The organism is Achromobacter sp. DMS1, assembly GCF_001270295.1.
On sequence record NZ_LHSJ01000074.1, the window covers coordinates 1 to 22,112 of the forward strand.

A 22,112-nucleotide genomic window follows, 5' to 3' on the forward strand; every position below is an offset into this window, starting at 1 on the left:
TTTTGGCGTGACCCAGCCCCGCGTCTCTGACCTGATGCGTGGAAAAATCAATGTTTTTGGTCTTGATGCACTGGTCAATATGGCCGCTGCCGCTGGACTGCACATTGAGATGCGCGTACTTGAGCCTGCCTAGGGCTGGGCCCAAGGTTTCGAGTCAGAAAATTTGGAATAAAAGTCTGCAAACCCGCATGAAATCGACACGTTTTTGACACTTTTTGGAATACGATTTGGCTCGAAACCCGCATAAACATTGACTTCGATACCGTTCCTGTCACGCCGGGGGTCGCGGGTTCGAGCCCCGTCCGCTCCGCCAAGCTTTCCCGCCGTCCGGCCCGCCGGACACCGGAACGCACGAAACCCGACGCAAGGCTCCGTTATTTCACGGAGCCTTTTGTTTTGGCCTTGCGTTTTGATCTTTCGTTTTCCAGGCCGGGCGCCGGTCGCGCCGGCGTCCATCGGGGGCATCGTCCTTTTTGGCCACTGGACAGTCCCGCCGCCCGCCTGCATTCTTGATGCCGTTGCCCATCCGACCGAACGAGGGGTCAGTGACCGCATCTCCCGCCGCGCCGCAGGCGCATCGCCAGCACTTGCAGCACATCATCGCCGGTTTGAGCGAGGGCATCATCGTGCTGGAGCCGGATGGCGCGGTGGCATGGGCCAATGCCAGCGCGCTCGCGCTGCATGCCGTGACCAAGCCCGCGGACCTGGGCGGCACGCCGGCGGGCTACCGCAAGCGCTATGCGCTGAAATACCGCAACCGCCATGCCGTGCCGCCCCGACAGTATCCGCTGGACCGCCTGGCCGCGGGCCAGTCGTTCGAGGATGTGCTGTTCGAGCTGCATGCGCGGAACAACCCCGGCCAGGTCCGCTACGTGGCCGCGCGCGGCCTCAGCCTGAACGGCGAGTCCGGCGCCGAGTACCGGGTGCTGATCCTCACCGACCATACCGAACGCTTCGACGCCGAACAGCGCTTCGAGCGCACGTTCGCCGCCAATCCGGCCCCTGCCCTGATCTGCCGGCTGTCCGACCTGCGCTACGTGAAGGTGAACGCGGGTTTCCTGGAAATGACGGGCTACACCCGCGAGGCCGTGCTGGGGCGGTCCACCTATGAGCTCGACGTGCTGGACGGCGACCCCGACAAGGAAGCCGCGGTGGCCCTGCTCAACGAAGGCAAGACCATTTCGCAGCGCGAAGGCGTGATCCGGCTGCCCGACGGCTCCGGCAAGTTCGTGGTGGTGGCGGGCCAGCCCATCGACATGCACGGCGAACCCTGCATGCTCTTCACTTTCATCGACCTGGAAGCGCGCAAGCGCACCGAGCTTGCGCTGCGCGAAAGCGAAGAACGCTTTTCCACCGCTTTTCGCCTGGCGCCGGCTCCCATGGCCTTGTGCGAAGCCGAAACCCTGTCGGTGCTGGAGTCCAACGACGCCTTCGCGGCCGCCACCGGCGCCGATGCCGCCCGCTCCGCCGGCCAGCCCCTGCCCGCCCTGGGCGCACACCTTACCGAGGACGTGCTTGCCAGCCTCAAGAACGGAGAGAGCCTGCGCAATCGCGACATGGCGCTCGCCACCCCCGACGGCGAGGTGCTGGATTGCCTGCTGTCGGCCGAACCCGTCACCATCGGCGGCTCGCGCCGGATGCTGATCGTGATGCAGGACATCACGGAGCGCAAACGCTCGGAATCGGAGCTGCTGGCGGCCATCGAGGCCGTGATGCGCGACACGTCCTGGTTCAGCCGCGGCGTCATCGAGAAGCTGGCGCAGTTGCGCCAGCCCTCGCCCTCGCGCGACGTCGCCGAGCTCGCGCAGCTCACGCAGCGCGAGCGCGAAGTGCTGGGGCTGATCTGCCAGGGCCAGGACGACGACGCCATCGCCCGCGCGCTGGATCTCTCGCGCAACACCGTGCGCAACCACGTGGCCACCATCTACAGCAAGATCGGCGTGCACCGCCGCAGCGCGGCCATTGTGTGGGCGCGCGACCGCGGCATTACCGGCCGCGAGACGCCGCGCCCCCGCCGCAAGCCCGCCCCATCCTGATGTTTACAATTTGAATCAAAATAATCCGCCTCCGCGATCGCCGGAGATGACGCCGGATTGACGATCCAGCAACCCCAAATCGCCGACAACTCCAGCCATATTTCACCATTTACACGTTAATTCACACTCAACTCACGGACTTGCATCCGGCGAACCGGCCTTCTTACGATCCGCCCGTCATGCCGCCCCTGCCGGGGCGTGCGCGACCCGACCGCAAGGAGCCCGTTCATGCATATCGCCCACGTTTCCATGCCTTCCCCCAGCCCCCGGCAGCCCGAGATGGCCTGGAGCACGCAAGACATCCTGAAGCTTTACGAACTGCCGTTCATGGACTTGCTGTTCCGTGCGCAGGAAGTCCACCGGTCGAATTTCGAGCCCAACACCGTCCAGCTTTCCAGCCTGCTGTCGATCAAGACCGGCGGCTGCCCGGAAGACTGCGCCTACTGCCCGCAGTCGGCCCGCTACGACACGGGCGTGGACGCGGAAAAGCTGATGCCGCTGGACGAAGTGGTGGCCGCGGCCCGGGCGGCGCAGGCCGCCGGCGCGCAGCGCTTCTGCATGGGCGCGGCCTGGCGCAGCCCCAAGCCGCACCATCTGGAAGCCGTCGCGGAAATGGTGAGCGCCGTAAAGGCGCTGGGCCTGGAAACCTGCGTCACGCTGGGCATGCTGCGCGAAGGACAGGCGGAAGCGCTGAAGCAGGCGGGCCTGGACTACTACAACCACAACCTGGACACCTCGCCGGAGTTCTACGGCAACATCATCTCCACCCGCACCTACCAGGACCGCCTGGACACGCTGGAGCGCGTGCGCGAGGCCGGCATCCACGTCTGCTGCGGCGGCATCGTGGGCATGGGCGAGTCGCGCCGCGAGCGCGCCGGCCTGATCGCCCAGCTCGCCAGCATGGACCCCTACCCCGAATCGGTGCCGATCAACAACCTGGTGCAGGTCGAGGGCACGCCGCTGGCGGGCACGGAGCCGCTGGACCCGTTCGAATTCGTGCGCACCATAGCGGTGGCGCGCATCGCCATGCCGCGCGCCATGGTGCGTCTGTCGGCCGGCCGCGAGGCCATGGACGACAGTATGCAGGCCCTTTGCTTCATGGCCGGCGCCAACTCGATGTTCTATGGCGACGCGCTGCTGACCACCGCCAACCCGCAGGTCGAAGCCGACCAGCGCCTGCTGGCGCGGCTGGGCATGCGCGCCGACGCGGGCGGCGGCCAGTCCTGCGAACGCAACGCCTGATGCCCGGCGCCGGCATGCTCTACCTGCGGCCAGCGTGGCGTGCAGCGTCACCGTGGCCGCCATGCTGAAGCTGGCGCGCCGCTGGGACGTGGACGTGCGCCAGGCGATACTGGCGAACTACGCGGCGGCCTCGCTGCTGCGCGTGCTGGCGCTGCGGCCCGACACGGCGCGATTGCTGGCGCCGCGCGACGCCCTGGGCCGTGCTGGCCGGCCTGGGCGTACTGCTGCCCTCGGTGTTTCTCGCCATGGCGGCCTCGGTGCGCCATGCGGGCGTGGTTCGCAGCGACGCGGCCCAGCGTCTCTCGCTGTTCATTCCGCTGCTGGCGGCATTCCTGCTCTTCGGCGAAACGCCCAGCGGCCGCAAGCTCGCCGCCATCGGCGTTGCCTGCGCAGCCCTGTACTGCCTGCTGCGCCGCCCGCGCGGCGGGCGCGGCGAGGCCGAAGGGCGCGCGGCCTGGCTCTGGCCGCTGGCGGTGTGGGCCGGCTACGGCACGATCGACATTCTGTTCAAGCAGGTGGCGCGGGCGGCACCGCGTTCGCCGGCGCGCTGCTGAGCGCCTTCGCCATGGCTGGGCGTGCTGATGCTGCTCTGGCTGCTCGCGCGCAAGACGGACTGGAACCGCCGCAGCCTGCTCGCCGGCCTCGCGCTGGGGCTGGCGAACTTCGGCAACATCCTCGCCTACATCCGCGCGCACCAGGCCCTGCCGGACCACCCCTCGCTGGTGTTCGCCTCCATGAACCTCGGCGTGATCACGCTGGGCACGCTGGTGGGCGCGCTGGGCTTTCGCGAGCGGCTGAGCGGGCTCAACCTGGCCGGCATCGGCCTGGCGCTGGGCGGCGTCGCGCTGATGGCCTCGGCCTGAGCCGCGCCGAAGCGCGCACCGAAAAGGGCGCCGCTTCCCGCTAGGTGCCGGTGCGCCTGGAACGCTCCCCTTCGAGACCGGGCGCGGCCGGCTCAGGTGCGGCCGGCTCAGGTGCGGCCGGCTCATCCGCCGCCATCGGCGGTCCGGCCGGTGGCGGTTCGGCCGGTGGCGGTTCGGCCCCGGGCGCCACCGCGTCGGCCGGAAAGGCGGGTTCCGGCGGCGGCGGCGGGTTCGGAAACATGCTCGGCCCCGGGCTCGCCGGCCGGCGGCGCGGGCGCGGCCGAGGGATCGGGCTGCACCATTTCGATGGCGATGTCGGTTTCGGGATCCACGCGCGGATCCAGCACCGCCGCCGCCGGCGAGCTTTGCAGCGTGTCGGGCATGGGCACGAAATGCACCGGCGCTTCCTGCACCTGGTGCGCGCCGGTGACGCGGGTGGGCCGCACCTGCCACACCAGGATCAGCGCGCAGGCGGAAATGAAGACGTAGTACATGCTGTGGCCCGCCACGGCCATGAGCATGCCGGCGATCATGGGGCCGACACAGGCGCCCACGCCATAGGTCATGAGCAGCACGGCGGACAGGCTCACGCGGCGCTCGGATTCGACGTGGTCGTTGGCGAAGGCCGCACCCAGCGGATACAGGGTGAACTGCAGCACCCCGAACACGCAGGACATGAGCACCAGCGCCCAGAAGGGCAGCGACACCCAGCCCCACATGACCACGGGCAGCAGCATGAGCAGCAGCGCGTTGAAGCGGATCAGGCCGGCGCGGTTGATGCGGTCGGACAGCCAGCCCATGGGCCATTGCGACAGCAGCCCGGCCGTGACGGCGGCGGCCACGAAAACGGCCGCCTGGGCGGTAGTCATGCCGTCCTTGGCGCCGTAGACCGCCGCCAGGCCGTAGAACGCGCCGGACAGATTGCCCGCCACGAACAGCACCGTCATCGACAGCGGCACGCGCTGCATGAAGAAGCGCACGTCCAGCGGCGCCGGCAGCGGCGTGGGCGGGTGCGAGCGCGCGGTGACGGCAATGGGCACCAGGCAAAGCACCAGGCACATCGCCACCAGCGTCAGCGGCCGCAGATCCAGCGTGGCGTAGGCCGTGAGGGCGAGCTGGCCCAGCACGGTGCCCAGGCCCGACACCACCATGTACACGGAAAACACGCGGCCGCGCTGGTGGTTTTCGGTCTGCTCGTTGAGCCAGCTCTCGATGACCATGAACTCGGTGACCATGGCCACGCCGGACACCACGCGGAACACCAGCCACAGCGGCAGGGAATCGACCAGGGTCTGCGCCAGGATCATGCTGGTGGCCACCGCCGCGCAGGCCACGAAAGCGCGGATGTGGCCCACGCGGATGATGAGCCGGTGCCCGAGCCGCGCGCCGCACACCAGCCCGAGGTAATAGCCGGCGATGAGGGCGCCGATCCAGATTTCGCTGACCGATTGCGCGGTCAGGCGCAGGCCCATGTAGGTATTGAACAGGCCGGTGCCGATCAGCATCAGCAGCGTCGCGAAATAGAGCGACGAGAAAGAGGAAATGGTGGCGAGCATGGCGTCGGGCAACCGCCGCCGCCCCGGCTGGCCGCGCTGGGCCGCGCCGGAACGGCGGTAAAGCGGGTTACGGCATCATCAGAGTTGCGACAGCAGGGTGGCGGCGTCGCTCACTTCGAACTTGCCGGGCGCCTCGATGTTGAGCTGCTTGACCACGCCGTCGACGATGAGGGCGGAATAGCGCTGCGAGCGCACGCCCATGCCGCGCTGGACCAGGTCCAGCTCCAGGCCCAGGGCGCGGGTCCAGAGCGCCGAGCCGTCGGCCAGCATGCGCACCTTGCCCGCCGTGCCCTGCTCCCGGCCCCATGCGCCCATGACGAAAGCGTCGTTGACGGCCACGCACCAGATTTCATCGACGCCCTTGGCCTTGAGCGCGGCGGCCTGTTCGACGTAGCCGGGCAGGTGCTTGGCCGAGCAGGTGGGCGTGAACGCGCCCGGCACCGCGAACAGCGCGATGGTCTTGCCGCGCACGAGGTCGGACACCTGGAAGGCGTTGGGCCCCAGCGAGCAGCCGGCGGTTTCGGTTTCGATGAATTCGGTCAGGGTGCCGTCGGGCACCCGGTCGCCGGCTTTGATCGTCATGGATATCTCCAGGAAGGGTTTGGGGGCAAAGCAGAGGGGCGCCGCGCGCCCCGCAGGCTCCATCATAGTTCGTGCGCGGCGGGCATGCAGGCAGGACGGGGCGGGAAATGAACCCCAACAGTCTGAAACGACTCCACACCCCCTCCTTACGGCCCCGAAACGCCGGCTTGCCATAATGGACCGCGTGTCCAAGCCCGACGCGGGCCTGCCCGGCGGGCGCATCGCGGAGACCCACTCATGCGCAACATCCCCGATCCCGTGACCTGGGCGCTGGCCGCCCTGCTGGCGTGGCCGGGACTGGCCGCCGCCGACGATTCCGACCAGACCCAGTTCGAGTCCTTCGTCGTGGCGGCGGCGCCTCCAATGGCGCGGCCCGCGCCTGCGGCGCCTCCGAGCCGACCTGGCCGAGCACCAGGCCACCGCGCGGCGCAACCTGCAGCGCTACGCCCAGGAATACAGTCTGCGCGCCGACGGCTACGACGCCCTGTTCCGCCAGGGGCAGGGCCAGGGCAAGGCCATGATGGACGAGATGAAGCAGTCTGGCGTGGACGGCTGCCGCGGCGTGCTGGGCAGCTTCCAGCACGAGCGCGCCATCATCTACAGAAGACATGAAGGCGGCGCTCGCCGAAGTGAGCGATGGCCTGCCCGGCGAGAAAGCGCCCTGACCGGCGGCGCCCGGCCTGCGCCCCCCGGGGCGGGCCGCCCCGCGGATGGCCGCCCCCGCGGATAGCCGCCCCGCGGATGGCCGCCCCGCAAATCCTACAGCCCGTGCTGGTGGAACCAGTCCAGCATGCGCTGCCATGCCTGTTCGGCCTCGGCCTTGCGGTAGCTGGGCCGGTAGTCCGCGTGGAAAGCATGCGGAGCCTCGGGGTAGATGTCGATGCGCGAAGCCTTCGCCGGCGCCGGCCCCTGCGCGAGCGCCACGCGCATGCGGTCCACGTCGGCCAGGGGAATGCCGGCGTCCTTGCCGCCATAGGCGCCCAGCACGGGCGCCTTCAGTTCGCCCACGCTGGCCAGCACCGAACGGGGCTTGAGCTCGCTGGGCTCTCCGCCCAACTGGCCGTACCAGGCGGCCCCCCGCCCGCCAGCTTGGGATTGTGGGCCGCGTACAGCCACACCTGCCGGCCGCCCCAGCAGAATCCCACAATGCCCAGCCGCGCCGCATCTCCGCCATGCGCGCCCGCCCAGGCCGCCGCGGCGTCCAGGTCCGACATGACCTGGGCGTCGGGCACCTTGGACACCACTTCGGAAATGAGCCTGGCCGTTTCGGTGTACTGGGACGCGTCGCCCTGGCGCACGAACAGTTCCGGGGCGATGGCCAGGTAGCCCAGGTGCGCGAACCGGCGGCAGATGTCCTCGATGTACGCGTGCACGCCGAAGATCTCCGACACCACCAGGATGATGGGCAGGTTCTTTTTGCCTTCGGGCGCGGCGCGGTAGGCCGGCAGCTTGCCGCCGGAAACCGGGATGTCCACCCGGCCGGCCAGCAGCCCCTGGGCATCGGTGACGATGGCCGTCTCGGCGGCCACGGGACCGGCGGCCAGGGCGAATCCCGTGGCCACCGTGGAAGCGATGAAGCCGCGCCGGTTCAGTTTCAGCGGCGGCAGCAAGCTGTCGAAGTGCGAATCCTGCTCTTTCATGCGAGTCTCCTGGACATAAAAGCGGAGGCCCCGCGCCGGGTTGCCTCTTGCCCCCGCTCAGTTCACTTCAGGGAAAAATCCACGCGCGAAGGCTGGCCGCCGTCCTTGATGCCGTCGGCGTTCAGCTGCGGCGCCACGATGAATATGCGCTCGGCCAGCCCCTCGTGCCGCTGCAGCTTTTCGTACACCGCCTGCGCGCGCGCGTCGGCGAGCTGGCGCAACTGCTCGTCGCCCACCTGCGCCGCATTGCGCAGCAGCGCCTCCATCTGGTCGGCCGGAATCGACTTGGCCATGCCGATGAAATTGCGCGGCTTGTCTTCGATGTCGGTGTCGTCGTAGACCTCTTCGAGGTACTTTTCGCGCTCGGCCGGCGACACCTCGACCTTGGACGGATCGGGCTTCTTGCCGCGCGGCGCGACGTCGCGGGCTTGGCGGCGCGGATCTGCGCCACCACCCAGGCCTGGCGCAGCCCGGCATCGTCGGCGGCGGGGTCCGCGCGGCCGCTGATGTCCATCTTGAGCCCCGGCCGGTCGGCCAGCGCCTTGCCCAGGGTTTCGATGCGTTCGAGCGATTCCGGCGTAAGCGCGGCGCTGCCCGGCGCGAATTCCACATACGATAGTTCTTCGTCGCTGCCGAAGGCCGAGGCCAGCAGGCTGAAGGGCGAGGTGACGGCCTTGACCAGCAGGTTGCCCAGCACGCGCAGGATGATGCCGCCCACCGAGAACTGCGGATCGTCCAGCGAGCCGGAGATGGGCAGGTTGATGTCGATGTTGCCGCGCGAGTCCTTGAGCAGCGCCACCGCCAGCAGCACCGGCAGCTTGGTGGCGTCGGGACTGTTGGTCTTGTCGCCGAACGTGAGCTGGTTGAGCACCACGTGGTTGGACGCGGTGAGGTCGCGGTTCTTGATCTTGTATTCGAGATCCACCGAAAGCTTGCCGCGCTTGATCGGATAGCCCACGTACTTGGCCGAATACGTAGTGAACCGAGGCAGGTCCACGCCCTTGGCGGAGGCTTTGAGGTCCAGCGCGAGGAACTTGGCGAAGGGCTGCACGACCCCGCTGATGGAAAGCGGCGCCGTGGTGTATACGCGGCCCGTCACCTGCACCTTGGCCGGCTGCGGACGCATGGACGACACCGCCGATATCGAACCCTCCACGCTGGACAGCTCGGCCACGTAGTTCGGCTTGACGAAGCGGTCGGTGAAGGTCATGCGGCCGCGCGTGAGCTTGACGCTGTTGACGGAAATGTCCGGCAGCGCGCCCGCTACCGCGCTCCGGGGCGCGGGCGCGCCGGCCGCGGGTCTGCGTGTCCTGCGTGATGGAGCCGCCCGCCTGGCCCGGCTCGGCCACGAGGTCCATGACGTTCAGCCGGCCTTCGGCGTTGAGCAGCACCCGGCCGTAGAAGTCCTCCAGCGCCACGTCGCCCAGCGCCACGGCCAGCTTGTCGCCCGCCATGGACACGTCCATGCCGGCAAAGCCCAGCCGCTTCCAGTTGAGGAAATCGTCCTTGTTCACGCGGTCTTGCAGGTCCACGTCGGTAACGTCCACGCCGCCTTTCCAGGACGCCTTCATGGGCGAGCCGCCGCCGGCGGCGAAGGCCGCCTCGCCCTTGGCGCCCAGCGTGACGGATCGCACCGTGGCGTTCAGGCTGGACGCCGCATAGGGCGCGAAAGCCGCCACGTCGAGGCCGGCGAGGTCCACCGAGGTCTGCACCGCCAGCGGCTGGGGCGTGAGCGTGCCCTTGGAGCGCCAGCCTGCCCTCGCCCTGGATGCCCCGTGGCCGACGCCCGTGAAGGGCGTGGGCTGCGAATCGAGGGCGAGGCGGTCGGCCGCCACGTGGAGCTGCGCCAGCGACAGGTCCAGCGCCGGCTGGAGCGATTCGTCGCGCGCCTTGAAACTGCCAGAGCGAGCTGCGCGCCGGTGGCGGATACGGCGACCTTGCCCGCTTCCTGGCGCACGCGCACCTGGGCCGCCAGGCCCAGGCGGCCGCTCCTGCACCAGCAGCGGCGACACCACGCTGCGCACCGCCGGGGCCAGCGGCGCCAGGGCCACATTGCCCATGCGCAGGTTCAGGTCCAGCGCCAGCGGCTGCAGCACCAGCGGACCTTGGCGCGCAGCCAGCCGCCGTCGGCGGCGTTGTCCATGGTGACCCAGAGATTGACCGGCTCGTCCGCGGCCTGCGGCAGCGCGACGGCCTCGGCCGTGGCGCCCAGGCCGGACAGCGTGTAGTCGAGCTTGCTGGCGGCGTCGGTAATGGCGACCAGCCCCTCCGTGCAGGTTGAACGCGTCCAGCGCCACCTTCCAGGCGCCGGGCTCGGCGGAAGCCGCGTCGGGCGGCGAGGCCGGCTCGCCAGACGGGACGGACGAGGCCGGGGCGGCCCCGCCTGGCTGTGCGGCAGGCGGCTGCGCGCCGGCCGGGGCGTCCGCGGGCGGGGCGCTCTGCGTCGCCGCGCCGCTGCTCATGCGCGGCCTGGGCCGGCGGCCGGGGCGGGCTCGCGGCCCCCGCCCAGCGCCTGAGCTTGTCGGCGACCTCTTGCCAGTTCAGGCGCTGCTGCGCATCGCGCCGGGCATAGACTTCGGGCGCCCAGAGCGCGATCTCGCCCACGTGGACCGTGCGCGCGATGGGCTCGAGTTCCAGCCGGCTGACCGTCAGCGCGCTCCAGGCCGCCAGCGGCTGGCCGGAGAGGTCGCGCAGATCGAAGCGCCGCAGGCCCAGGTCGCCGGCGATGCGGATCTTGGGCGGGGCGTCCTTGGGCTGCTCGAACACGATGCGCAGGTTGGAATCCAGCAGCGCGCGCTGCAGGCGGAACGGCAGCGGCAGCGGCCATGCGTCGGCCCATTTTTCGAGCTGCAGGCCGGTGAAGGCCACGCGCAGGGACGACGAGGGCACGACGTCGAAGGGCCGGGCCACGCCGTCCAGGTCGAAGGGGCTGCCGTTGATGCGCAGGTGCAGGCGCGGCTGCACGTCGATGTCGGTGGCGTAGCCGAAAGTGGAGATGAAGGGCACGCCCAGGGCCAGCTCGTCCACCACCTGCTTGCGGCCGGTGACTTTGTCGTCCAACGTGATCGCACCGCCCTCGATGCGCATGTTGTTCAGCGAAAAGCGCGGCAGGCCCTCGTCCTTGGGCGGCGGCTCGCCGGGCCTGGGCGCGGAAAGCTCGGCCACGCGCTGCTGCACGTCGGAGAAGTTGAACCGCGCCACATCCTCGCGCACCACGGCGATGCGGGGCTCGCGCAGGGTAAGGCGGTCGATCACGGGCGCGAACCAGAACAGCGAACTCCAGGCCGCGCTGACGTCCAGTTCGGACAGCGCCAGCAGCGGCGCGTCCGCCCCCGGCTGCGCCACCGAGAGATCGTGCGCGCGCACGGTGAGCGTGAAGGGGTTGAAGCTGATCTTGCCCACCGCCACATCGCGCCCCAGCATGCGCGAAACGTCCTGCGTGAGCACGTCGTGCAGCACGCGCGGCACCTGCCAGGCAGCCAGCCCGCAGACGACGAGCACGAATATCAGTATCCCCAGGAGAACCTTGCCGGCTCGGCGCGTGAATCGGAACCTTGGCAGCCTCAGGGGCATCGATGATCTCCTGGTACATCCACGGGCGCAGCGCCCGTGGCCTGTTGACGACCGGAGGCGATTATCGCGCCGCCTCCACAGCTCGTCTATGATAGGCGCATCCGCGGCGCCGGCCGATCTGGCGGCGCAGCACTTTTCATTCGTTAACAAATACTCGACCCCGAACGCCATGAGCACGACCGCCCCCACGCTGAGCCACCTGGACGAATCGGGCCAGGTGCGCATGGTCGACGTCATCGCCAAGGCCGACACCGAGCGGGTGGCCGTCGCGGCGGGCAGCGTCCGCATGAACGCCCAGGCCTATGCGCTGCTGACGGCGCCCGGCCGCGGCAAGGGAGAGGTGCTCAACACGGCGCGCGTGGCGGCCATCCTGGCGGCCAAGCGCTGCGCCGAGCTGATTCCGCTGTGCCACAGCCTGCCCCTGTCTTTCGTGGGCGTGGAGTTCTCCCTCGACGACGGCGCCTGCCGCGTGGACATCCGGGCCACCTGCCGCACCAGCTACAAAACCGGCGTCGAAATGGAAGCCATGACGGCCTGCAGCGTGGCGGCGCTCACCATCTACGACATGGTCAAGGCGGCCGACAAGGGCATCGTGATCGAGCAGGTACGCCTGAAGTACAAGGCGGGAGGAAAAAGCGGTGAGTGGCGCAACGATTAATCTGCTGTATTTCGCGCGGGTGGCCGAACTGACGGGCAAGCGCTCCGAGCCCTGGCCCCTGCAGGGCGAATCCACCGGCGCGCAACTGCTGGCCGAGCTGGGCGAGCGTTATCCGCAGCTGCAGCCCAGCGCGCGGCTGAAACTGGCCATCAACCAGACGCACGCCAAGCCCGGCGCGGCCATCCGGCCGGGCGACGAGGTCGCGGTGTTCGAGCCGGTCACCGGAGGCTGACATGGTCATCGTCCAGGAAGCCGATTTCGACGCCGCCGCCCTGGCGGCGGCCTGCGCGAACGCGCCGGCCCGACCGTGGGCGGCATCGTCACGTTCGTGGGCTATGTGCGCGACTACGCGCCCGACACGCCCACCGAGACCCTGTTCCTCGAACACTACCCGGGCATGTGCGAGCGCGAGCTCGAGGACATCGCCGCCACGGCCCGCGCGCGCTGGAACCTGGCGGGCACGGTCATCGCGGCACCGCGTGGGCGCGCTGCCGCGCAACGCGCAGATCGTCTTCGTGGCCGCGGCCAGCGCCCACCGCGGCGACGCCTTCCGCGGCTGCGAATACATCATCGGTCGCGCTCAAGACGCGCGCTCCCTTCTGGAAGCGCGAGACGCTGGCGGGCGGGCGCAGCTTCTGGGTCGAGCAGCGCCAGTCCGACCTGGACCGGGCCGGCTCCTGGGCCGACGCCCCCGCCTCCAAGGAATCCACGCCATGACCGCCGCGCGGCAGCCCGTGACGCTTGCGCCGGCTGCGCGCCGCATCGACGCCCGCCCGGGCAAAGGACTCCCCATGACCGAAGAAGAACCGCAAGTCTGCCTGGCCTGCGCCGTGCTCACCGTGAGCGAACCCGCAGCGCCGGCGACGACACCTCCGGCAACCTGCTCGCGCACCACGTGGCGCACGCCGGCCACCGCTGCGTGCGGCGCGACATCGTCAAGGACGACATCTACCAGATCCGGCGCGTCGTCAGCGACTGGATCGCCGACCCCGAGGTGCAGGTCATCATCACCACGGGCGGCACGGGCTTTTCGCATCGCGATCACACGCCCGAGGCCATCCTGCCCCTGCTCGACCGCGAGATTCCCGGCTTCGGCGAACTGTTCCGCCACATCTCTTACACCGAGATCGGCAGCTCCACGCTGCAGTCGCGCGCAGTGGCGGGTTACGCCAACGGCACGCTGGTCTTCTGCCTGCCCGGATCCAACAACGCCTGCGAAACCGCATGGACGCGCATCATCCGCGAGCAGCTCGACAGCCGCCACCGCCCGTGCAATTTCGCCACGCATTTCAAGCCCCACGACAACGACTGACCCCATGCTGGATTTCGACCAAGCCCAGGCGCAGCTGGCCCAAGCCGGCGCGCCGCCCGCCCGCACCGAAGAGGTCGCCCTGCACGAGGCCGAAGGCCGTGTGCTGGCCGATGCGCTGCAGGCCACCGTGGACATTCCCCCGGCCGACAACAGCGCCATGGACGGCTACGCGCTGCGCGTGGCCGACTGGCGCGCGGGCGCCCGCCTGCCGGTGCAGCAGCGCTGCTACGCGGGCGACACGCCCGAGCCGCTCAAGCCCGGCCAGGCCATCCGGCTCTTCACCGGCAGCCTCATTCCCGAAGGCGCGGACGCCGTCGTCATGCAGGAAGACGCCCAGGAAAGCGACGGCCACGTCGAAATCTCGCGCGCACCGGCCCCTGGCCAGCACATCCGCCGCCGCGGCGAAGACACCCTGGCCGGCGCCCCGCTGCTGCCGGCGGGCACGNAGGTCGCGTGCGAGCTCTCGCGGTCGTGCGCCACCACCTGGGCGGCTTCTTCGTCAGTCAGACAGGCGATGCCTTGCTGTGACTTGAAGTGGAATTTGACATAGAAGCGCTCGTTGTCCTTGYTGGCGAGCCGGCCTCGCCGCCCGACGCGGCTTCCGCCGAGCCCGGCGCCTGGAAGGTGGCGCTGGACGCGTTCAACCTGCACGAGGGGCTGGTCGCCATTACCGACGCCGCCAGCAAGCTCGACTACACGCTGTCCGGCCTGGGCGCCACGGCCGAGGCCGTCGCGCTGCCGCAGGCCGCGGACGAGCCGGTCAATCTCTGGGTCACCATGGACAACGCCGCCGACGGCGGCTGGCTGCGCGCCAAGGGTCCGCTGGTGCTGCAGCCGCTGGCGCTGGACCTGAACCTGCGCATGGGCAATGTGGCCCTGGCGCCGCTGGCCCCGGCGGTGCGCAGCGTGTCGCCGCTGCTGGTGCAGGACGGCCGCCTGGGCCTGGCGGCCCAGGTGCGCGTGCGCCAGGAAGCGGGCAAGGTCGCCGTATCCGCCACCGGCGCGCAGCTCGATCTGGCCAGTTTCAAGGCGCGCGACGAATCGCTCCAGCCGGCGCTGGACCTGTCGCTGGCGCAGCTCCACGTGGCGGCCGACCGCCTCGCCCTCGATTCGCAGCCCACGCCCTTCACGGCGTCGGCCACGGGCATCCAGGGCGAGGGCAGGCTGGCGCTCAAGGGCACGCTCACGCCCCAGCCGCTGGCGGTGCAGACCTCGGTGGACCTCGCCGGCCTCGACGTGGCGGCTTTCGCGCCCTATGCGGCGTCCAGCCTGAACGCCACGGTGCGATCCGTCACGCTGGGCGCCAAGGGCGAGGCGGCCTTCGCCGCCGGCGGCGGCTCGCCCATGAAGGCGTCCTGGAAAGGCGGCGTGGACGTTACCGACGTGGACCTGCAAGACCGCGTGAACAAGGACGATTTCCTCAACTGGAAGCGGCTGGGCTTTGCCGGCATGGACGTGTCCATGGCGGGCGACAAGCTGGCCGTGGCGCTGGGCGACGTGGCGCTGGAGGACTTCTACGGCCGGGTGCTGCTCAACGCCGAAGGCCGGCTGAACGTCATGGACCTCGTGGCCGAGCCGGGCCAGGCGGGCGGCTCCATCACGCAGGACACGCAGACCCGCGGCCGGCGCGCCGGCGCCCCGGAGCGCGGCAGCGGCGCGCTGCCGGACATTTCCGTCAACAGCGTCAAGCTCACGCGCGGCCGCATGACCTTCACCGACCGCTTCGTCAAGCCGAACTACGTGGCCGAGCTGTCCAGCGTGGAGGGTTCGATATCGGCGGTGTCGTCCATGCGTCCGCAGCCGGCCAAGGTGCAGGTGACGGGCCGCGTATACACCACGGCGCCGCTTTCCATCAGCGGGGTCGTGCAGCCCTTCGCCAAGTTCCTCGCGCTGGACCTCAAAGCCTCCGCCAAGGGCGTGGACCTGCCTCGGTTCACTACGTATTCGGCCAAGTACGTGGGCTATCCGATCAAGCGCGGCAAGCTTTCGGTGGATCTCGAATACAAGATCAAGAACCGCGACCTCACCGCGTCCAACCACGTGGTGCTCAACCAGCTCACGTTCGGCGACAAGACCAACAGTCCCGACGCCACCAAGCTGCCGGTGCTGCTGGCGGTGGCGCTGCTCAAGGACTCGCGCGGCAACATCGACATCAACCTGCCCATCTCCGGCTCGCTGGACGATCCGCAGTTCTCGGTGGGCGGCATCATCCTGCGCGTGCTGGGCAACCTGCTGGTCAAGGCCGTCACCTCGCCCTTCAGCCTGCTGGCCTCGGCCTTCGGCAGCGACGAAGAACTATCGTATGTGGAATTCGCGCCGGGCAGCGCCGCGCTTACGCCGGAATCGCTCGAACGCATCGAAACCCTGGGCAAGGCGCTGGCCGACCGGCCGGGGCTCAAGATGGACATCAGCGGCCGCGCGGACCCCGCCGCCGACGATGCCGGGCTGCGCCAGGCCTGGGTGGAGGCGCAGATCCGCGCCGCCAAGGCCCGCGACGTCGCGCCGCGCGGCAAGAAGCCCGATCCGTCCAAGGTCGAGGTGTCGCCGGCCGAGCGCGAAAAGTACCTCGAAGAGGTCTACGACGACACCGACATCGAAGACAAGCCGCGCAATTTCATCGGCATGGCCAAGTCGATTCCGGCCGACCAGATGGAGGCGCTGCTGCGCAATGCGGCGCAGGTGGGCGACGAGCAGTTGCGCCAGCTCGCCGACGCGCGCGCGCAGGCGGTGTACGAAAAGCTGCAGCGGCACGAGGGGCTGGCCGAGCGCATATTCATCGTGGCGCCGCAGCTGAACGCCGACGGCATCAAGGACGGCGGCCAGCCTTCGCGCGTGGATTTTTCCCTGAAGTGAACTGAGCGGGGGCAAGAGGCAACCCGGCGCGGGGCCTCCGCTTTTATGTCCAGGAGACTCGCATGAAAGAGCAGGATTCGCACTTCGACAGCTTGCTGCCGCCGCTGAAACTGAACCGGCGCGGCTTCATCGCTTCCACGGTGGCCACGGGATTCGCCCTGGCCGCCGGTCCCGTGGCCGCCGAGACGGCCATCGTCACCGATGCCCAGGGGCTGCTGGCCGGCCGGGTGGACATCCCGGTTTCCGGCGGCAAGCTGCCGGCCTACCGCGCCGCGCCCGAAGGCAAAAAGAACCTGCCCATCATCCTGGTGGTGTCGGAGATCTTCGGCGTGCACGCGTACATCGAGGACATCTGCCGCCGGTTCGCGCACCTGGGCTACCTGGCCATCGCCCCGGAACTGTTCGTGCGCCAGGGCGACGCGTCCCAGTACACCGAAACGGCCAGGCTCATTTCCGAAGTGGTGTCCAAGGTGCCCGACGCCCAGGTCATGTCGGACCTGGACGCCGCGGCGGCCTGGGCGGGCGGGCATGGCGGCGATGCGGCGCGGCTGGGCATTGTGGGATTCTGCTGGGGCGGCCGGCAGGTGTGGCTGTACGCGGCCCACAATCCCAAGCTGGCGGCGGGGGCCGCCTGGTACGGCCAGTTGGGCGGAGAGCCCAGCGAGCTCAAGCCCCGTTCGGTGCTGGCCAGCGTGGGCGAACTGAAGGCGCCCGTGCTGGGCGCCTATGGCGGCAAGGACGCCGGCATTCCCCTGGCCGACGTGGACCGCATGCGCGTGGCGCTCGCGCAGGGGCCGGCGCCGGCGAAGGCTTCGCGCATCGACATCTACCCCGAGGCTCCGCATGCTTTCCACGCGGACTACCGGCCCAGCTACCGCAAGGCCGAGGCCGAACAGGCATGGCAGCGCATGCTGGACTGGTTCCACCAGCACGGGCTGTAGGATTTGCGGGGCGGCCATCCGCGGGGCGGCTATCCGCGGGGCGGCCATCCGCGGGGCGGCCCGCCCCGGGGGGGCGCAGGCCGGGCGCCGCCGGTCAGGGCGCTTTCTCGCCGGGCAGGCCATCGCTCACTTCGGCGAGCGCCGCCTTCATGTCTTCGTAGCTGATGGCGCGCTCGTGCTGGAAGCTGCCCAGCACGCCGCGGCAGCCGTCCACGCCAGACTGCTTCATCTCGTCCATCATGGCCTTGCCCTGGCCCTGCCCCTGGCGGAACAGGGCGTCGTAGCCGTCGGCGCGCAGACTGTATTCCTGGGCGTAGCGCTGCAGGTTGCGCCGCGCGGTGGCCTGGTGCTCGGCCAGGTCGGGCTCGGAGGCGCCGCAGGCGCGGGCCGCGCCATTGGAGGCGCCGGCCGCCACGACGAAGGACTCGAACTGGGTCTGGTCGGAATCGTCGGCGGCGGCCAGTCCCGGCCACGCCAGCAGGGCGGCCAGCGCCCAGGTCACGGGATCGGGGATGTTGCGCATGAGTGGGTCTCCGCGATGCGCCCGCCGGGCAGGCCCGCGTCGGGCTTGGACACGCGGTCCATTATGGCAAGCCGGCGTTTCGGGGCCGTAAGGAGGGGGTGTGGAGTCGTTTCAGACTGTTGGGGTTCATTTCCCGCCCCGTCCTGCCTGCATGCCCGCCGCGCACGAACTATGATGGAGCCTGCGGGGCGCGCGGCGCCCCTCTGCTTTGCCCCCAAACCCTTCCTGGAGATATCCATGACGATCAAAGCCGGCGACCGGGTGCCCGACGGCACCCTGACCGAATTCATCGAAACCGAAACCGCCGGCTGCTCGCTGGGGCCCAACGCCTTCCAGGTGTCCGACCTCGTGCGCGGCAAGACCATCGCGCTGTTCGCGGTGCCGGGCGCGTTCACGCCCACCTGCTCGGCCAAGCACCTGCCCGGCTACGTCGAACAGGCCGCCGCGCTCAAGGCCAAGGGCGTCGATGAAATCTGGTGCGTGGCCGTCAACGACGCTTTCGTCATGGGCGCATGGGGCCGGGAGCAGGGCACGGCGGGCAAGGTGCGCATGCTGGCCGACGGCTCGGCGCTCTGGACCCGCGCCCTGGGCCTGGAGCTGGACCTGGTCCAGCGCGGCATGGGCGTGCGCTCGCAGCGCTATTCCGCCCTCATCGTCGACGGCGTGGTCAAGCAGCTCAACATCGAGGCGCCCGGCAAGTTCGAAGTGAGCGACGCCGCCACCCTGCTGTCGCAACTCTGATGATGCCGTAACCCGCTTTACCGCCGTTCCGGCGCGGCCCAGCGCGGCCAGCCGGGGCGGCGGCGGTTGCCCGACGCCATGCTCGCCACCATTTCCTCTTTCTCGTCGCTCTATTTCGCGACGCTGCTGATGCTGATCGGCACCGGCCTGTTCAATACCTACATGGGCCTGCGCCTGACCGCGCAATCGGTCAGCGAAATCTGGATCGGCGCCCTCATCGCCGGCTATTACCTCGGGCTGGTGTGCGGCGCGCGGCTCGGGCACCGGCTCATCATCCGCGTGGGCCACATCCGCGCTTTCGTGGCCTGCGCGGCGGTGGCCACCAGCATGATCCTGGCGCAGACCCTGGTCGATTCCCTGCCGCTGTGGCTGGTGTTCCGCGTGGTGTCCGGCGTGGCCATGGTCACCGAGTTCATGGTCATCGAGAGCTGGCTCAACGAGCAGACCGAAAACCACCAGCGCGGCCGCGTGTTTTCCGTGTACATGGTGGTGTCGGGCCTGGGCACCGTGCTGGGCCAGCTCGCCCTCACGGCCTACGCCACGCTGGATCTGCGGCCGCTGACGCTGGTGGCGATGTGCCTGGTGCTTTGCCTGGTGCCCATTGCCGTCACCGCGCGCTCGCACCCGCCCACGCCGCTGCCGGCGCCGCTGGACGTGCGCTTCTTCATGCAGCGCGTGCCGCTGTCGATGACGGTGCTGTTCGTGGCGGGCAATCTGTCCGGCGCGTTCTACGGCCTGGCGGCGGTCTACGGCGCCAAGGACGGCATGACTACCGCCCAGGCGGCCGTTTTCGTGGCCGCCGCCGTCACGGCCGGGCTGCTGTCGCAATGGCCCATGGGCTGGCTGTCCGACCGCATCAACCGCGCCGGCCTGATCCGCTTCAACGCGCTGCTGCTCATGCTGCTGCCCGTGGTCATGTGGGGCTGGGTGTCGCTGCCCTTCTGGGCGCTGGTGCTCATGTCCTGCGTGTTCGGGGTGCTGCAGTTCACCCTGTATCCGCTGGGTGCGGCCTTCGCCAACGACCACGTCGAATCCGAGCGCCGCGTGAGCCTGTCCGCCGTGCTGCTCATGACCTATGGCGTGGGCGCCTGTGTCGGCCCCATGATCGCCGGCATGCTCATGGCCGTGGCGGGCCACAGCATGTACTACGTCTTCATTTCCGCCTGCGCGCTGATCCTGGTGTGGCAGGTGCGGCCCACCCGCGTCACCGGCGCGCACCAGGTGCAGGAAGCGCCGGTGCATTTCGTGCCCATGCCCGACACGCTGCAAAGCTCGCCGGCGGCGGCGGTGCTGGATCCGCGCGTGGATCCCGAAACCGACATCGCCATCGAAATGGTGCAGCCCGATCCCTCGGCCGCGCCCGCGCCGCCGGCCGGCGAGCCCGGGGCCGAGCATGTTTCCGAACCCGCCGCCGGGCCGCCGGAACCCGCCTTTCCGGCCGACGCGGTGGCGCCCGGGGCCGAACCGCCACCGGCCGAACCGCCACCGGCCGGACCGCCGATGGCGGCGGACGAGCCGGCCGCGCCTGAGCCGGCCGCGCCTGAGCCGGCCGCGCCCGGTCTCGAAGGGGAGCGTTCCAGGCGCACCGGCACCTAGCGGGAAGCGGCGCCCTTTTCGGTGCGCGCTTCGGCGCGGCTCAGGCCGAGGCCATCAGCGCGACGCCGCCCAGCGCCAGGCCGATGCCGGCCAGGTTGAGCCCGCTCAGCCGCTCGCGAAAGCCCAGCGCGCCCACCAGCGTGCCCAGCGTGATCACGCCGAGGTTCATGGAGGCGAACACCAGCGAGGGGTGGTCCGGCAGGGCCTGGTGCGCGCGGATGTAGGCGAGGATGTTGCCGAAGTTCGCCAGCCCCAGCGCGAGGCCGGCGAGCAGGCTGCGGCGGTTCCAGTCCGTCTTGCGCGCGAGCAGCCAGAGCAGCATGAGCACGCCCGCCATGGCGAAGGCGCTCAGCAGCGCGCCGGCGAACGCGGTGCCCGCCCGCGCCACCTGCTTGAACAGAATGTCGATCGTGCCGTAGCCGGCCCACACCGCCAGCGGCCAGAGCCAGGCCGCGCGCCCTTCGGCCTCGCCGCGCCCGCCGCGCGGGCGGCGCAGCAGGCAGTACAGGGCTGCGCAGGCAACGCCGATGGCGGCGAGCTTGCGGCCGCTGGGCGTTTCGCCGAAGAGCAGGAATGCCGCCAGCAGCGGAATGAACAGCGAGAGACGCTGGGCCGCGTCGCTGCGAACCACGCCCGCATGGCGCACCGAGGCCGCCATGGCGAGAAACACCGAGGGCAGCAGTACGCCCAGGCCGGCCAGCACGGCCCAGGGCGTGCGCGGCGCCAGCAATCGCGCCGTGTCGGGCCGCAGCGCCAGCACGCACAGCAGCGAGGCCGCCGCGTAGTTCGCCAGTATCGCCTGGCGCACGTCCACGTCCCAGCGGCGCGCCAGCTTCAGCATGGCGGCCACGGTGACGCTGCACGCCACGCTGGCCGCCAGGTAGAGCATGCCGGCGCCGGGCATCAGGCGTTGCGTTCGCAGGACTGGCCGCCGCCCGCGTCGGCGCGCATGCCCAGCCGCGCCAGCAGGCGCTGGTCGGCTTCGACCTGCGGGTTGGCGGTGGTCAGCAGCGCGTCGCCATAGAACATCGAGTTGGCGCCGGCCATGAAGCAAAGGGCCTGCATACTGTCGTCCATGGCCTCGCGGCCGGCCGACAGACGCACCATGGCGCGCGGCATGGCGATGCGCGCCACCGCTATGGTGCGCACGAATTCGAACGGGTCCAGCGGCTCCGTGCCCGCCAGCGGCGTGCCCTCGACCTGCACCAGGTTGTTGATCGGCACCGATTCGGGGTAGGGGTCCATGCTGGCGAGCTGGGCGATCAGGCCGGCGCGCTCGCGGCGCGACTCGCCCATGCCCACGATGCCGCCGCAGCAGACGTGGATGCCGGCCTCGCGCACGCGCTCCAGCGTGTCCAGGCGGTCCTGGTAGGTGCGGGTGGAGATGATGTTGCCGTAGAACTCCGGCGAGGTGTCCAGGTTGTGGTTGTAGTAGTCCAGGCCCGCCTGCTTCAGCGCTTCCGCCTGTCCTTCGCGCAGCATGCCCAGCGTGACGCAGGTTTCCAGGCCCAGCGCCTTTACGGCGCTCACCATTTCCGCGACGGCTTCCAGATGGTGCGGCTTGGGGCTGCGCCAGGCCGCGCCCATGCAGAAGCGCTGCGCGCCGGCGGCCTGCGCCGCCCGGGCCGCGGCCACCACTTCGTCCAGCGGCATCAGCTTTTCCGCGTCCACGCCCGTGTCGTAGCGGGCCGACTGCGGGCAGTAGGCGCAGTCTTCCGGGCAGCCGCCGGTCTTGATCGACAGCAGGCTGGAAAGCTGGACGGTGTTGGGCTCGAAATTCGACCGGTGGACTTCCTGCGCACGGAACAGCAAGTCCATGAACGGCAGTTCGTAAAGCTTCAGGATGTCTTGCGTGCTCCAGGCCATCTCGGGCTGCCGGGGGCTGGGGGAAGGCATGGAAACGTGGGCGATATGCATGAACGGGCTCCTTGCGGTCGGGTCGCGCACGCCCCGGCAGGGGCGGCATGACGGGCGGATCGTAAGAAGGCCGGTTCGC

The 22,112-nt window shown here is 69.9% G+C and carries 14 protein-coding genes and 9 pseudogenes; 13 read left to right on the forward strand and 10 right to left on the reverse strand.

The genetic code is table 11. From position 1 onward, the window contains the following. From AD428_RS10765 to AD428_RS29455, 4 genes and pseudogenes are all read left to right on the forward strand, one after another. Window positions 1-133 (forward strand): helix-turn-helix domain-containing protein (locus AD428_RS10765; RefSeq protein WP_160318573.1); only part of this gene is annotated, 133 nt, incomplete at its 5' end. A gap of 412 nt (window positions 134-545) precedes the next feature. Beyond that, window positions 546-2,036, forward strand: a complete 1,491-nt coding sequence (locus tag AD428_RS10770) for a helix-turn-helix transcriptional regulator (protein WP_053244313.1) — start codon at window positions 546-548, stop codon at window positions 2,034-2,036. Window positions 2,037-2,285: 249 nt separating this feature from the next. Next, window positions 2,286-3,278: a biotin synthase BioB gene (bioB, locus tag AD428_RS10775; RefSeq protein WP_369798691.1), complete on the forward strand. Its 993-nt coding sequence runs from the start codon at window positions 2,286-2,288 to the stop codon at window positions 3,276-3,278. Window positions 3,279-3,339: 61 nt separating this feature from the next. After that, a pseudogene (locus AD428_RS29455) lies at window positions 3,340-4,141 on the forward strand (EamA/RhaT family transporter). 122 nt (window positions 4,142-4,263) lie between these two features. Here the strand turns inward: AD428_RS29455 and AD428_RS10785 are convergent. From AD428_RS10785 to AD428_RS29470, 6 genes and pseudogenes are all read right to left on the reverse strand, one after another. Continuing rightward, window positions 4,264-5,697, reverse strand: coding sequence for an MFS transporter (locus AD428_RS10785; protein ID WP_053245177.1), 1,434 nt, complete (start codon window positions 5,695-5,697; stop codon window positions 4,264-4,266). Window positions 5,698-5,775: 78 nt separating this feature from the next. Further along, complete coding sequence (locus AD428_RS10790) at window positions 5,776-6,279, reverse strand: peroxiredoxin (protein ID WP_053245170.1); 504 nt, start codon at window positions 6,277-6,279, stop codon at window positions 5,776-5,778. A gap of 759 nt (window positions 6,280-7,038) precedes the next feature. Then, window positions 7,039-7,919: pseudogene (locus AD428_RS10795) on the reverse strand (dienelactone hydrolase family protein). 121 nt (window positions 7,920-8,040) lie between these two features. Then, window positions 8,041-9,129 (reverse strand): DUF748 domain-containing protein, encoded by a 1,089-nt coding sequence (locus tag AD428_RS29460; protein WP_369798741.1) that lies wholly within the window; start codon window positions 9,127-9,129, stop codon window positions 8,041-8,043. 328 nt (window positions 9,130-9,457) lie between these two features. Further along, window positions 9,458-10,381: pseudogene (locus AD428_RS29465) on the reverse strand (DUF748 domain-containing protein); the annotation flags it as partial. Between the two features lie 241 nt (window positions 10,382-10,622). Beyond that, a pseudogene (locus AD428_RS29470) lies at window positions 10,623-11,780 on the reverse strand (AsmA family protein); the annotation flags it as partial. Between AD428_RS29470 and moaC the strand changes: the two are divergent. From moaC to AD428_RS10825, 5 genes and pseudogenes are all read left to right on the forward strand, one after another. Continuing rightward, window positions 11,662-12,150, forward strand: coding sequence for a cyclic pyranopterin monophosphate synthase MoaC (gene moaC / locus AD428_RS10805; RefSeq protein WP_053245178.1), 489 nt, complete (start codon window positions 11,662-11,664; stop codon window positions 12,148-12,150). The pseudogene AD428_RS29470 and the gene moaC overlap by 119 nt on opposite strands. Next, on the forward strand, window positions 12,131-12,382 hold the full coding sequence (locus AD428_RS10810) for a MoaD/ThiS family protein (protein WP_053245171.1): 252 nt from the start codon (window positions 12,131-12,133) through the stop codon (window positions 12,380-12,382). Before moaC ends, AD428_RS10810 begins: the two co-directional genes overlap by 20 nt. A 1-nt stretch (window position 12,383) precedes the next feature. Continuing rightward, window positions 12,384-12,867, forward strand: a pseudogene (locus AD428_RS24840) (molybdenum cofactor biosynthesis protein MoaE). A gap of 74 nt (window positions 12,868-12,941) precedes the next feature. Beyond that, window positions 12,942-13,462: pseudogene (gene moaB / locus AD428_RS10820) on the forward strand (molybdenum cofactor biosynthesis protein B). Window positions 13,463-13,466: 4 nt separating this feature from the next. Beyond that, window positions 13,467-13,907, forward strand: a pseudogene (locus AD428_RS10825) (gephyrin-like molybdotransferase Glp); the annotation flags it as partial. 1 nt (window position 13,908) lies between these two features. Here AD428_RS10825 and AD428_RS27805 read toward each other — a convergent pair. Beyond that, window positions 13,909-14,026: pseudogene (locus AD428_RS27805) on the reverse strand (catalase); the annotation flags it as partial. 15 nt (window positions 14,027-14,041) lie between these two features. Between AD428_RS27805 and AD428_RS10830 the strand changes: the two are divergent. Further along, window positions 14,042-16,315: pseudogene (locus AD428_RS10830) on the forward strand (DUF748 domain-containing protein); the annotation flags it as partial. Between the two features lie 62 nt (window positions 16,316-16,377). Next, window positions 16,378-17,256 carry a dienelactone hydrolase family protein gene (locus tag AD428_RS10835; protein WP_053245173.1) on the forward strand — a complete coding sequence of 293 codons (879 nt, stop codon included), beginning with the start codon at window positions 16,378-16,380 and terminating at the stop codon, window positions 17,254-17,256. A 94-nt stretch (window positions 17,257-17,350) separates the two neighbouring features. Here AD428_RS10835 and AD428_RS10840 read toward each other — a convergent pair whose 3' ends face one another. Next, window positions 17,351-17,779 carry a hypothetical protein gene (locus AD428_RS10840; protein WP_053245174.1) on the reverse strand — a complete coding sequence of 143 codons (429 nt, stop codon included), beginning with the start codon at window positions 17,777-17,779 and terminating at the stop codon, window positions 17,351-17,353. Window positions 17,780-18,016: 237 nt separating this feature from the next. On the opposite strand from AD428_RS10840, the gene AD428_RS10845 reads away from it, so the two are divergent. Further along, window positions 18,017-18,520, forward strand: coding sequence for a peroxiredoxin (locus AD428_RS10845; protein ID WP_053245170.1), 504 nt, complete (start codon window positions 18,017-18,019; stop codon window positions 18,518-18,520). Between the two features lie 78 nt (window positions 18,521-18,598). Continuing rightward, complete coding sequence (locus tag AD428_RS10850) at window positions 18,599-20,116, forward strand: MFS transporter (RefSeq protein WP_235489824.1); 1,518 nt, start codon at window positions 18,599-18,601, stop codon at window positions 20,114-20,116. Between the two features lie 40 nt (window positions 20,117-20,156). Here AD428_RS10850 and AD428_RS10855 read toward each other — a convergent pair whose 3' ends face one another. Both AD428_RS10855 and bioB (AD428_RS10860) read right to left on the reverse strand, forming a co-directional pair. Continuing rightward, complete coding sequence (locus AD428_RS10855; protein ID WP_053244311.1) at window positions 20,157-21,020, reverse strand: DMT family transporter; 864 nt, start codon at window positions 21,018-21,020, stop codon at window positions 20,157-20,159. Continuing rightward, window positions 21,020-22,012: a biotin synthase BioB gene (gene bioB / locus AD428_RS10860; RefSeq protein ID WP_369798691.1), complete on the reverse strand. Its 993-nt coding sequence runs from the start codon at window positions 22,010-22,012 to the stop codon at window positions 21,020-21,022. Before bioB (AD428_RS10860) ends, AD428_RS10855 begins: the two co-directional genes overlap by 1 nt. Window positions 22,013-22,112: the final 100 nt, after the last annotated feature.